Origin of the sequence: Laedolimicola ammoniilytica (assembly GCF_025567165.1) — a bacterium.
Taxonomy (GTDB): domain Bacteria; phylum Bacillota; class Clostridia; order Lachnospirales; family Lachnospiraceae; genus Laedolimicola; species Laedolimicola ammoniilytica.
This window is the reverse complement of the sequence record NZ_JAOQKC010000003.1, coordinates 212,840-225,643: the sequence shown is the minus strand read 5'-3', so window position 1 is coordinate 225,643 and position 12,804 is coordinate 212,840. Positions and strand designations below refer to the sequence as shown.

10 protein-coding genes and 1 pseudogene are annotated in these 12,804 nt (G+C 54.3%); 1 reads left to right on the top strand and 10 read right to left on the bottom strand.

Translation table 11 applies throughout. The annotated features are described in order from the left end of the window. Window positions 1-11 precede the first annotated feature (11 nt). The 7 genes from OCV63_RS03630 to OCV63_RS03600 form a co-directional block, all read right to left on the bottom strand. A complete protein-coding gene (locus OCV63_RS03630; RefSeq protein WP_158362064.1) occupies window positions 12-3,320 on the bottom strand; it encodes an InlB B-repeat-containing protein in 3,309 nt (1,102 codons plus the stop codon). Window positions 3,321-3,335: 15 nt separating this feature from the next. Further along, window positions 3,336-3,887, bottom strand: coding sequence for a hypothetical protein (locus OCV63_RS03625; RefSeq protein WP_158362063.1), 552 nt, complete (start codon window positions 3,885-3,887; stop codon window positions 3,336-3,338). Window positions 3,888-4,070: 183 nt separating this feature from the next. After that, window positions 4,071-4,886, bottom strand: coding sequence for a SipW-dependent-type signal peptide-containing protein (locus OCV63_RS03620; RefSeq protein WP_158362062.1), 816 nt, complete (start codon window positions 4,884-4,886; stop codon window positions 4,071-4,073). 107 nt (window positions 4,887-4,993) lie between these two features. Continuing rightward, on the bottom strand, window positions 4,994-5,803 hold the full coding sequence (locus OCV63_RS03615; protein WP_158362061.1) for a SipW-dependent-type signal peptide-containing protein: 810 nt from the start codon (window positions 5,801-5,803) through the stop codon (window positions 4,994-4,996). 51 nt (window positions 5,804-5,854) lie between these two features. Beyond that, entirely contained in the window at window positions 5,855-6,451 is a 597-nt protein-coding gene (locus tag OCV63_RS03610; RefSeq protein ID WP_158362060.1) for a SipW-dependent-type signal peptide-containing protein, read from the bottom strand. 59 nt (window positions 6,452-6,510) lie between these two features. Continuing rightward, window positions 6,511-7,161: a signal peptidase I gene (locus OCV63_RS03605; RefSeq protein ID WP_158362059.1), complete on the bottom strand. Its 651-nt coding sequence runs from the start codon at window positions 7,159-7,161 to the stop codon at window positions 6,511-6,513. Further along, window positions 7,158-7,772, bottom strand: coding sequence for a TetR/AcrR family transcriptional regulator (locus tag OCV63_RS03600; RefSeq protein WP_158362058.1), 615 nt, complete (start codon window positions 7,770-7,772; stop codon window positions 7,158-7,160). Before OCV63_RS03600 ends, OCV63_RS03605 begins: the two co-directional genes overlap by 4 nt. A 385-nt stretch (window positions 7,773-8,157) precedes the next feature. Here OCV63_RS03600 and OCV63_RS17420 point away from each other — a divergent pair, with 385 nt between their 5' ends. After that, entirely contained in the window at window positions 8,158-8,400 is a 243-nt protein-coding gene (locus OCV63_RS17420; protein WP_317245553.1) for a hypothetical protein, read from the top strand. Here the strand turns inward: OCV63_RS17420 and OCV63_RS17610 are convergent. The 3 genes and pseudogenes from OCV63_RS17610 to OCV63_RS03580 form a co-directional block, all read right to left on the bottom strand. After that, window positions 8,385-9,036: pseudogene (locus tag OCV63_RS17610) on the bottom strand (relaxase/mobilization nuclease domain-containing protein); the annotation flags it as partial. The gene OCV63_RS17420 and the pseudogene OCV63_RS17610 sit on opposite strands and share 16 nt — an antisense overlap. A 1,014-nt stretch (window positions 9,037-10,050) precedes the next feature. Then, window positions 10,051-11,196, bottom strand: coding sequence for a lactaldehyde reductase (fucO, locus tag OCV63_RS03585; protein ID WP_158362056.1), 1,146 nt, complete (start codon window positions 11,194-11,196; stop codon window positions 10,051-10,053). Window positions 11,197-11,291: 95 nt separating this feature from the next. Continuing rightward, window positions 11,292-12,668 carry an aminopeptidase gene (locus OCV63_RS03580; RefSeq protein WP_158362055.1) on the bottom strand — a complete coding sequence of 459 codons (1,377 nt, stop codon included), beginning with the start codon at window positions 12,666-12,668 and terminating at the stop codon, window positions 11,292-11,294. Window positions 12,669-12,804: the final 136 nt, after the last annotated feature.

The window sequence follows — 12,804 nt, the reverse complement described above, 5'->3', positions numbered from 1 at the left end:
CGCCTCCTTTCTCATTTGTTCTTAAATTCATTCTTGCAGTACGCATTGCCGTCCAGCCACTTTGTGCTGCTGCGGGTATTTGCGAATTTGACGCTGTTTTCCCCAGTGGCCTTCAAGGTGATTAACTTTGGTTCACTGTTCGGCGTGTACCGCCAGCTCCAGCCGGTTACTTCCGTGACGGTGTAGGTGCTGCCGATCTTCAGCCCCTTGATGGTCACGGAGCCGTTGCCGTTGATCACAACGCGCTTGGAGTATCCGTCCGGGCCGGTGACGTCAAAGAGGAAGCTCTGGTTCTCGTCGATGGTCTCCCAGCCCTCCTTCCGGATGGTCAGGGTCGTCAGCACCATACGGTAGCTGTTTTTCACCGTACAGGATCCGGTACCGGACCCGTCCGTTTTCATGTTGCCGCCGGTTCCGTCCCCCGCTACGGGATCGTAGGTGGTCTCCTGCACATACACTTGAGCGGCTCCATTGGCGGTGTCGGAGTCCCCCTCCACCACCCGATAGCTGTGGTTCTTCTTCGGAGCGAAATTCTTGGTGGGATGCTCTGCGTCCTTAAACACAGCCACGGCGGTCTTCTGGGCGTATTCGTCCAGGTCGATGGTCATGGAGGCCGTGGCCACCACCTGATCACCGTCATAGAGCTGGAAGCTGGCGGTGTATCCGCCGGGCCCCCAAATCATGGCCTTTTCCTCATCGCTCAGGTCGTCCCAGCCTTCGATCTCTACAATCTTCCGCACGGACGCCGTGCCGGTGGTGTAGTACAGCCGCAGCACGTTTCGGCATCCCTCATATTTGGCGTCCACGGTCTTTCTGGCCTTGATGCTCAGGGTCACGCCCCCGTAATTCACGTCGTTGATGGTGGAGCTTGTCAGGACCGCATTCTCCAGGGCCTTGTCTTCGCTGTGGGCCGGCGTAATGATGCTATCCAGATCCGCATGGGAGGCCTGGGTCAGACTCTCCTGCAATTCGCCGTTGAGATAATACTCAATGAAATACTGCTGGACCTCGTTGAAGTGGATCCCGTCGATCAGATTGCCGGTGGTGCTGCCGCTGGCGGAGGCAAAGAAGAACCGGGTGGCATACTGACCGTCCGGCACCGTATAGCTGCCGGAGTGCTCCTGCCAGTAATCGGGGTTGCCCTCGAATTTCCACATGGTGTAGGTTCCGCCGTTATAGCTCACGCTGACCCCGTCGGCCTGAAAGTTTTTGATCAAGGCGTTGATCTGGGCCTGATTGGTCACGTTCTGGGCGTCCTTGGTGGAGGCAATGACCAGATACATCACGTTAGTAGTGGTGTTCTTGCGGCTCCGGTGTCCGAAGGACCAGGACAGCGTAGCCCCGGGGGCCGTCAGCACGTCCTGGTACAGGGTGCCCACCTTCTCTGCGTTCAACTCCGCGAACTGGGTGCCGTCGTTGGCCTTGCCTCCGTTCAGATAGGGATTTCCGCTCGTGTCGTTGCCCAGCTCCACGTCCATTCCCAGATAGGCGCCGCTGCCCGGGGCCGTAGACCGCCAGAACAGCTGCCTGGTTCCGTTGGCAAAGGCATAGCTGGATCCCGAGGGGATCTTCGGATATTCAAAGCTGCCGTTCAGCACGTCCTCGCCGTATTCCACCCGGTGAGTAGCGGTGCCCAACACGTTTCCGTCCTTGTCATACGCCGTGCAGGTATAGATCTTCATGCACAGGATGTCGTTTCCTGCGGAATCCTGTTCCTGGGCGATGCCGCCGGCGTCAATGGCCACGTTGATGCTGCCGTCCTCCAGCACCGCGTCGTCGTCAATGATGCCCTTGCCCCGGTGGCCTTCGGATGAATCGTCGCCCTGGTTATAGGTATGGTAAAATTCCTTGGTCCACACATAGCGATCCGGCGCAACATTGGACGCAGCATCCCGCCAAACCGGCTTTAGCGTGCCGTTTTCCGGGATATGGTTCTCAATGGCCAGGCCGTTTTCCTTCGCCGTAACGGCCAGCTTGATCTCTACCGTGCCGGAAGCCACAGTCCCGCTGGGATACCACCAGTCGCTGCCGTTGTAGCAGTAGTAGTCCACCGCCAGCGTCACCACGCCCGGCCGCAGAGCGTCCAGGGACAGCCAGGGATACTGATAGCTATTTTTTTTGTCCGATGTGGAACCCTCGTTCTGGAAATAGATGGATGTCGAATAAGCCCGAACGGTATCGTTATTATCCTTCACGGTCCAGGTGTACCGATGATACGTGTAATCTGCCGCATTGTCGTCCTGGAAAAAGAACACCTTGCTCTGTTCTTCCTCGATCTCGTAATAGACCGTTTCGGTCCCGTCGGTCCGAATCTCGAAGGAGCCCGCGTCTCCCGCCTTCTTGCCGACGGCCGCCACCGCATAGATGGAAAAGGCCGTGGTCCCGAAGCGGATCTTCTGGTCTCCCTTCCCACGGGGTGCATACTGCACCGGCTCGGCATAATAGCTGCCGTCCTCCCGCTCTACCATATGGTAGACCACCAGGAATGCAGCGTCCTCGTCGATTTGACCCTCGGGCACCGTCAGCGTCACGGGGACGGTCTCGCCCTCTGCGGGCTCCAACGACCTGCCGCTTTCATCCAGGAAGCTGATATCCGCCGCCAGCACGTTCAGGGTCCCCACGGCGTCGCCGCCTAGGGCCGTATTCACGGCGGATTCCACGCTTTCCTGCTCCGTCTCGGAAACGGCCTCCACCACACAGTCCATCCCGCTCAGGGTGTTGCTGTTCTCCGGCTCCGTGTTTACCCCCAGCACCTGGAGCATATTCCACTGGGCCGTCAGGGTATCGTCATCCGTGACTTCATAGGCGGCTTCCGCCTGATAGGTTTCCCCGCTCTTGGCAGACAACCACCCCGTAAAGGTCCGATCTTCCTTTTCCGGTGCCCCCGGCAGGGTAATGGTCTCCCCCGGAGCCGCAGTGACGCTGCGGTCCACTCCTCGGGCCGTCAGAATTCCGCCGCCCAGGTCAAAGGAAACGGTGTATCTCTCATCCGTGGAAACCGGCTTCTGCTCCATGGGCGCCTCCGGCTGTTCGGATGCTGCGGTCCCGGTCTCCGGTACCGTTGTTTCCGGTACCGTGCCGTCGGTGCTGCCGCAGGTGCAGTTGTTTTCCTGCTCGTTCTGGTCTTTCTGGTCTTTCTGCTCGTTCTGGTCTTTCTGCTCCTGCTGCGCTTCCGGTGCGGGAGTCGTGGTCTCGGTGGGAACCTCAATCGTGCCGTTGCTGGAGGTCTGATCGGTAGAAAGCGCCAGCGTGCCGGGAATCGCGATGCTGACGAGCAGCGTAAGACTGATCAGCAGCGCGATAACTTTTTTGCTTCTCATATGCTCTCGTCCTCCTTACGCTCTCGGCCAACCCTGCGCGTCCATGACGGTCGCACCGTTGTTGGCGGTCTGTACAGCCTGTGCGAAAACATCCACCGTCGCCGTCGCGTTCTGGTACTCGTTGCCCATATTGGCATTGAAGGTCACAGCGGTGAAAATCGGCGCAGTGACTTCTCCAGGCTTCAGAGGCTTAGTATAATAATAGTAGCCGTCCTTTTCCGTCCAGTGGCTGGCGCTGCGCGTCAGCTCCACCAGAGACGTATCCGGCGTACCCTCACCCTGAAGCTTGATGTTCTTTTCCACCTTTACCCGCACCCACGCATCGGATGCGCCGGTGTTTTTGATCTCTGCGATTTTGGTGACGGTGGTATTGGGCATCACACCGGTCAGATCTTCAAAGGGCGTGGTTTTCGCCTCGTCCGCCCATTCCTGCACGGCAATTTCCACGCCGCCGGTGGTGATGACGTTATGCGCCTTTCCCTCAGAGTTAAAGTACGCAATGGTTCCGGCGGCGAGCGTGGCAAGGCAGATGGCCAGCACCGACAGAATCAACAATTTTCGCTTCATTGTCCTGCTCCTCTCAAATTATATTCGAAAGATCCGCTCTCGGATCAAAAACGAAGCCGTATGGCTTTATCAGACCATATGAGAACATCCGGTCCTGCCGGGTGCTCTCATATGGTCTGCGCCCCAAAGGGCGCAGACCATGCGGGAAATAACGCAGCCGTTTCAAAGCCGCGCCAAAGTGAATTACTTAAATGCAGCCCAAGCCGCAGCAGCGTCTGCAAAGCCCTCGGCCTGGATGGCGTCGGCCTCGACCAGAACGTTCAGGGTCACGGTATCGCCCGTTGCAGTGATGGCGCCGGCATCGATGGCCTTCTGGATATCAGCGCTGGTAGCATCCTTGTTGATGCCGATGAAGTTCCAGACGTTCCACTCGGTCATCTTGCCGGCCTTCAGGGGCTCAATGCGGGTGAAGGTGTAAACGTCGTACTTCATACCGTCCTTTTCAACATTCCGTTCAATCGCAGGAGCATTGTTCCAGCCGCCGCCCTTGCCATCGATGAACTCACCGTTCTTTATGGCGGTGGTGCACCACTGGTTGGTGATCACGCCGCCGTCCTTCACGGCAACAAAGTCATTGTTGGCTGCGGAGGGGACCATCACACGGACGCGGATGTAAGCGTCGTTCGCTCCGGTGTTGATGACGTAGGGGCACTTGGCAACGCCGCGGCCGGGAACCATGTTCTCGCCCTTCACAGCCAGGTAGTCGGTCGCATAGGTCTTGGCGTCATTCTTGATCTCGTCATCGGTGAAGATAGTCCAGCCGTCCGGGATGAACTCCATGCCTGCCGCCTTTGTGGTGGGATCGTGAAGGGACGTATCGCCGGAGTTATCACTGCCGGTACGGTGGAACTTGGACTCGATCAGGTCGATCTTGACATTGCCCACGGTGAAGGTATTCGTTGCGGACTTCGTGTCGGTGAAGTACGCCAGAGATGCGCCTACGATGGCGATGGCGACAAGAGCGACACACAGGAAAATTGCGGTCAGTTTCTTTTTCATGTTTGCTTTGCTCCTTTTATGTAGTGATATTTTCTCTGCGCCCCTGCGCAGGGGGGAAACTCATTGACACAGCCTTTCAAAAAAGCCGCGTGGCGCGCGAAAGGCAATTACTTCTGTGCGGCGAAAGCAGTCCAAGCTGCGGCAGCATTCTTAAAGCCCTCGGACTGGATGGCGTCGGCCTGCACCAGAACGTTCAGGCTCAGCGCGCCATTGCTGGTCTTAGTGATGACGCCATTCACGATAGCTTTTTCGATGTCCGCATTAGTGACGTTCTTGCCAATGCCGACGAAGTTCCAGACGTTCCACTCGGTCATAGCGCCAGCCTTGAGAGGCTCGGTGCGTGTGAAGGTGTAGACATCGTACTTCAGGCCATTGTCACCGGTGTAGCCGTTCATTTCAACGACAGGCCAGTTCTCCCCCTTTGCTCCTTGCTGGAACTCACCGGAACTCGTGGCAGTAGAGCAGAACATAGCGTTGATGATGCCGCCGTTATCAACATCGCCATCGTGGGGAATCATCACACGGATACGGACATAAGCATCATTTGCGCCGGTGTTGACCACATAGGGGCACTTGGCAAAGTTACGGCCGGGAACCATGTTTTTGCCCCGCTCAGCAATGTATTCGGAGTATTTCGCGGCGTCTGCCTTGATCTCGTCATCGGTGAACGCCTTGTGGCCGTCGGTGACATACTTCATGCCGCTTGCGGTCTGGGTGGGATCGGGGATGGAGGTATCGCCGGAGTTGTCGTTGCCCTCGCGGTGGAACCGGGACTCGATCAGGTCGATCTTGACGTTACCGACGGTGAACGTATTCGTTGCGGACTTCGTGTCGGTGAAGTACGCCAGAGATGCGCCTACGATGGCGATGGCAACAAGAGCGACACACAGGAAAATTGCGGTAAGTTTCTTCTTCATTTGCTTTCACTCTTTTCTATAATATTTCTGCGCCTCTGCGCAGCAAGGTACTTAGTTACTGCCGGAGGTGGGGTTGACCTTTGCCCATGCGGCAGCGGCAGTGTCAATACCTTCCTTCTGCACAGCGTAGGCCGTGAAGGTCAGCTTGGGTTGATTTCCGTCGGTAATGGTGTCAATCTCAGCCTTGGTCAACTTATCACTGACGATGACAACACCGTTGGGGTGAGCCGTGTTACCTGTGAGGACATAAAAGTCGGTATCAGTAGTCACAGCGCCGACCTCGCGGTAGTAAACGCCGTCAACACCAGGCAGTGCCTTCCAGCCGTCAGTTCCGGTCATGACAGAATAAGTGACCTTGTCTGTGACGAATGTACCGGTCTGCTCAACCTTTACAAATAGCCAGCAGGCTTCGGAGTTGGCCTTGACTGTCACCTTCGGGTCTTTCTCAATGTCAACGCCGGGAATGATCTTGGCCGACCTGCTTTCAGGCTTGGTCTCGGTCAGCTCGATGTTGATGTCTCCCACGGTGAATGTGTTGGTAATTACTTGGGCCTTTGAGGTCAGATACGCCATGGTTCCCAGCACAGAGACGGCCACAAGCAATACCGCACAGAGAGCCAGGAGCAGAGCCTTGCTTCTTGCTTTCATTTCCGAAAACCTCCTAAAATAATGTTATATATAGGGAGCCTTGCAGCATTGCCCTTCATTCAATGAGGCACTTCCTGCTCGTCCCGTTTTGCTTCTCGCCTCAGCAGCTCCTGCCGGAGTGCATCGACCGCAACAGCCTCGTGTGCCGCGACATGCGCATCCTTATTACGGCGGGAGGACTTCTTCTTTTTGCCCTGTTCCTTGTCTTTATCGTCCGCAAAAATGTCGGGGATGAATACAAGCAGCAGCAGGATCGCGCCTGCGGAGATGGCGATGTACATGCCGGGCGGATGCTGGATGTAGTCCGCAACATAGCCCAGATACGGGATGGAGAAGATCGGTGTGCCGATCACATTTTTATAATGTACCAGCCTGCCGTCCTCAGCCTCGTTGGCATCGCCCTTGGTACGGAAGCGGATCACGGTGGGGTCTTCCTCGTCCGGGACGATGCCCACGACACGGTGGGTAACCACAGTGTTCTCGTCCAGCATGAAGGTGATGGGCTGTCCGACCTCGATGGTGTAGGGGTCTACCTCTTTTACATAGATCAGCGAACCGGTGTAATAGGTCGGTTCCATGGATCCGGACAGCACGGTGAATACCTGCAGGCCCACGACCCTTGCGCCCACCAGCAGCAACGCCAGAATCACCACCAGCGCAACCAGAATACTACTGATCACATTCCAGATTTTTTTAAGGGATCTGTTCATATCGCTTCTTTCTTATCCTCTTCCTCTAAAACTTCGGCCCTGACATTCGGCACGACAAAGCTATAAATCTGTTCAAATGTCCATTCGGTCGTGGCCTCGCTGTTCTCCATCTCGCCGTTCAGCACCCGCGTTGCAAAAGCCAGCATGGTGTCGAAAATCTGGTGCACCAGCATATCCACGTTCGTGTCCGGCTTGAAGGCAGGTCTGACTTTTTCAATCAGCGCTTGGAAATGCGTCAGGTGTGTGTCATACGCTTGTGCCCGGCAGTCCGCAGAGTAACAGTAGCGGATGTAGAAAATACAGTCGGCCTCATTCTTCAGAATGAATTCCCAACTCTGCTTCCAGAGCAGGAATGCACGTTCTTTCCATGTAAGACCCGGCATATGCATGACTGGCAGCGTTTCACGCAGAAGCGTTGTGAAATTCTCATTCTCCTGATAGAAAGCCGCGCTGAGCAACTCGTCTTTGCTGCTGAAGCATCTGTAAATAAACGCTTCGTTCAGTCCCGCTTCTGCCGCGATGGCCTTGGTTGTTGCCTTAACCAGCCCATCCCGCGCTATGACCCGGACGGCACTCATCATAAATGTCTGCTTCATGCTTTGCTGATCCAAACAGTTACCCTCCGTTGCAAATAAGCGGCCACTTATGCGAATCCCCAAAAAAAGCAACTGCAATCAGCCAGCCGCTGACCCATTTGCCATTGCGCCGAGATTTTATCGTGGAGTTCACCACTCCATGACCCTTACGCCCTATAATATTTGTTAAATTATAGCACTTAGCTCGGTAAAAATCAATTAGGAAGAGGTGAATTTGCGGCAGTTTTTGAAAAAAGAAATTAGGGTGCAGGCGTGAACTTGAAATTATGTGCCCGATTTCTGCTGCTGACACGTTTGGCTGACGGTTTATCGCAGTCAAATGCGCAGTCTGGAACAGCTTGGTGCTGTTGGTAGAATGTGAGTTGCTACAACGTTTTCAAAAAATTAGGAGGTTCTCAAGATGGCAAAAGGCGAAAATATTTTCAAACGCAAGGACGGCAGATGGGAAGCACGCTATATCAAAGGCTATGAGCTTTCCGGCAAAATCAAGTACGGCTTCTGCTATACAAACTTGACGAACAGGGAGATTTCCGTCACCGGAAATCTCCCTTTGCTTGTTGGGGAAAATCTCCCCAAGCCCCTGATTGATCGAACGGTTCCCGTTCGGCTGCGCCCTGCAAAGCAGTGCTATTTTTCCTGTTGATGCTCTCTTGTCTGCCGCTGTTCCTCGGCATCCGTGCGCAGGAGCATCTCGGCGTTGGCCTTATGAATCTGGAGCCGCTTCGCTTCGTCACGAGCCTTGGAAAGCTCTGCATAATCGAGCTTCTTTTGCACGAGCAGATCGGAATATTCCGCTTGCAGGCTCTTGACGGTGGGCAGCTTTTTCAGCGCCAGATCGTCAAACGCCTTCTTCGCTGCCTTGTGGATGAGGATGTCGCTCTCATGCGCATCGTAGTATTTCTTGGAATACCCGGCCTTGCGGTAGGCGGCGTAAATATCTCTGGTCTTGGCATAATCGATGATGTGCGTTTTCAGCACGGCAATCTCTGCCATACGGCTCTCTGCTGCCTTTATTTTTGCCGTCAGTTCCTTCGTCATGCTGCTTGTCGGTGTGGGTACAGACGATAAAGGCATGGTCGATCTTCGTGAAGCGCCTGGCAAATTCATAGCCGAGTTGGTTGGCTTCCTCCGGTGTGACTTCGCCCGGTTTGAAGGATTGCCGGATCTGATACGCGATCACATCGCTGGCCTGCTCCCGGCCGGTGAGCTGCCGGTACTGGCGCTTGGATAAAAGAAATTCGCTGTCTGCCGTCTTCGCGTCACAGGCATAGGCCGAAATATATTCGCCGTCCTCGTTCTCCATCATTTCATCCAGAGAAATCGGCTTGCCGGAGCGGTTATGATGCCACTTCCGCATGAAATCCGTCTTGACGGTGCTGCCGGTGGTTTCGCAGTCCTCCACGGTACGGTTTTCCCAGATCGCGTCGATCATCGGCTGCCAGCCCTGTTCCGAAATCACCATGTCGGTGACATTGCCGATCAGATTGCTGAACTGCTGATAGGTCAGCCACGGCACTTCCACGCCCTGCGGGATGTTGTATAGGTTTTGGAAGCCCAGTCCGTTCTGCTCGAACTTCATTCGGATGTAGGGGATGATGCTGTACGACAGCCTCCACAAGGGAAAATACCCTGCATACTGATTCCAGTTGCCGGGAATGTCACGGTAGTTTCCCTTGCGGTCTTTCACTTGAAAGAACTGCCATGCGCACCATGCGTAGCAATCCCACACAAGCAGCTTGAACATATCATCACATACGATGTGGTCATATTTGTCCATCCGCAAGACCTCATACGGGCAGCGGGGCAGCTCATACGCTGGCTTCCATTTCTCCGCAAGCTCTCGCGGCAAGCTGTAAAACAGCGTCAGACATGATTTGTCGCTATCCTGTGGTATCTCGATAATTTCACTGGGCAGCACCACAAGAAAACCTTTTGGGCCTGTCTGCTTGTCCATCAGCGTCACCTCCAATCGCGTTTGTATTCAGCCCTCTACTATATATGGCATGAGAACGGCTGAATTGTTCCAATGCTTTCAAACTTTTTTGAGATTTTTTGAAAAAATCTCGGAATGAATGGGATAGGATTGATTTAAGGCAATTATACCTGAAAGCTGTGAATAAATCTATTGCTTTTCGTGACGGCAAAAAAATAACGGGTATCCGGCTCTCACCAGATACCCGTTATTTCGTTGCCAATCCCGCCTGACAGATGCCCCAGTCGTAATTTTTAGAATTACTGTCTTATGAGCACCCGTGTAAATACCGGGCAGTTTTTATTCTTTACAATGTTATTTTTACATCACCTTGCGGAACAGCTCTTTCAGCTCTTCTACGCTGGTGTCCTTCGGATTGCCCGGTCTGCAGGCATCTGCGTAAGCAGATTCTGCCAGGAAATCCAGATCTTCTTCCTTCAATGTTTCCAGCTTCGCGGGGATCCCCACGTCCTCTGAAAGCTTCCGGACAGCGTCTACAGCAGCTTTACGGTATTCCTCTACAGACATCTCGTCCACGCCCTTTACGCCCAGCGCTCTGGCGATCTCTCTGTATTTCTCACCGGTGCAGTCCGCATTGTACTCCATTACAATGGGGAGCATCATCGCGCATGCCACTCCGTGGGGAGTGTCATAAACTGCGCCCAGGGTATGCGCCATGGAATGGGCGATTCCCAGACCTACGTTGGAGAAGCCCATGCCTGCGATGTACTGACCCAGAGCCATGCCCTCGCGTCCCTCGGCTTCGTTCTTTACCGCGCCGCGTAAGGACTTTCCGATGATCTCGATGGCCTTCAGATGGAACATATCTGTCATTTCCCAGGCTGCCTTGGTGGTGTAGCCCTCGATAGCATGGGTCAGGGCGTCCATTCCGGTGGCTGCGGTCAGGCTTGCCGGCATGTCTGCCATCATATCCGGATCAACCACTGCGATAATCGGCATATCGTGGGTATCTACGCACACGAATTTCCGCTTTCTCTCCACATCGGTAATGACATAGTTGATGGTTACCTCAGCAGCGGTTCCTGCTGTGGTCGGCACTGCGATAATCGGTACACAGGCATGCTTTGTGGGTGCTACGCCCTCCAGACTTCTCACATCCGCGAACTCCGGATTGTTGATGATGATACCGATGGCTTTCGCAGTGTCCATGGGAGAGCCGCCGCCAACGGCAATGATGTAATCAGCGCCTGTTGTCTTAAATGCCTCTACGCCTGCCTTTACGTTATCAATGGTCGGATTAGACTTAATGTCACAGAAAACCTCGTATGCCAGGCCTGCATCCTCCAGCACTTTGGTTACCTTCCCTGTGGTTCCGCGCTTGTAGAGACCCGGGCCGGTGCATACCAGCGCTTTGTGGAAGCCCCGATTCTTTACCTCTCCGGCGATTTCCTGAATCGCGCCAGCTCCATGATAAGAGGTCTCATTCAATGTAATTCTGTTTGCCATAATATATCGTCTCCTTTTTCTTTTGAACCAACCATTTCCCTCGTTATTATTTTAACGCTTTGTTTTAAAAAATCAAGAGTTGCCAAAGCAAATCTTTACTTTATAAATGCTTTGAACGCCAGATAATTCTCATACAGATCCGCCTTGGATACCACCTCCCAGGGAGAATGCATGGAAATCACCGGAACGCCGATATCTACCGTGTCGATGTTGAACTTGGCGATGAATTTCGCTACGGTTCCGCCGCCTCCTTCATCTACCTTACCAAGCTCCCCGGTCTGCCATACTACGCCGTTCTCATCGAAAAGCTTCCGCAGATACGCAAGAAACTCAGCGTTGGCGTCGTTGGATCCGCTCTTTCCTCTGGCTCCGGTAAACTTCATCATACCTGCGCCGCAGGACAGGAACACAGAGTTGGTCTTTTCGCAGACCTCCGGATAATTGGGATCGTAAGCCGCTGTCACGTCCGCGGACAGGCACTTGGAATGGGCCCGTACCGCTGCTGCGGACACTCCGAAGGCTGCTGCCAGTTCATCGATAAGATCCGTGAAGATGGCACTCTGCATACCGGTGGTTCCCTCGCTTCCGATCTCCTCCTTATCTGCCAGAATAACCATAACCGTATGCTGATCGGAAGTCTCGTCCAGGCAGGCTTTCCATGCAGGGTACGCGCAGACACGGTCGTCGTGGCCGTAGCTTCCAAGCAGGGCGCGATCGAAGCCCACATCCTTGGCCTTGAAAGCCGGAACCATGGACAGCTCGGCACTCATGAAATCTGCCTCGGTGATACCGTATTTATCATTCAGCAGGTGCAGCACATGGTTCTTAACGGTTTTTTCATCGTCCTCAGTCGCTGCCGTGTAAGGAATGTTGCCAAACCAGATGTTCAGCTGCTCTCCCTCGATGGCGTTGCCCAGAGGCTTCTGATTCTGCTTGGCTGCCAGATGGGGAAGCAGATCGCTGATATAAAACACCGGATCGCTCTCGTCTTCACCCACTTTTACCTGCACCGTAGTGCCGTCCTTTAATGCCACCACGCCGTGCAGGGCAAGGGGTATGGCCGCCCACTGATATTTGCGCAGGCCCCCGTAGTAATGGGTCTTGCCCAGAGCCACGCCCTCGGACTCGTAGAGAGGAAGCTGCTTCAGATCCAGACGGGGACTGTCAATATGAGAGGCGATGATACGGATGCCGTCCTTCGCGATATTCTCGGTGCCCACCTTGATCAGATACATATTTTTCCCGCGGTTGTTGTAATAAATCTTGTCGCCCGCCTTGAGCCTGCGGCCAAAATCGAAAGCCTCGTAGCCTGCGGCCTTCGCAGCCGCCTCCACATAGGCGCAACACTCCCGCTCGGTCTTTCCTTCATCCAGGAACTGCTTATAGCCCTCGGCAAAATCGAAGATCTCCGTCATCAGGGTCTCATCTGCGGTTTCGTAGACGTTTGTTCTTTTGTAAGTGAGTAAATCCATGTGTGTTCCTTCTTTCTATCACGATATTGTGCGTATCTATTACTCTGTCTTTGATTTTATCACGTTTGAAACTATATTTCTATCTCTGTTTTTCTCATTGCCGCACCTACTGGGCGTCAATTTAACCTCCCTCAAA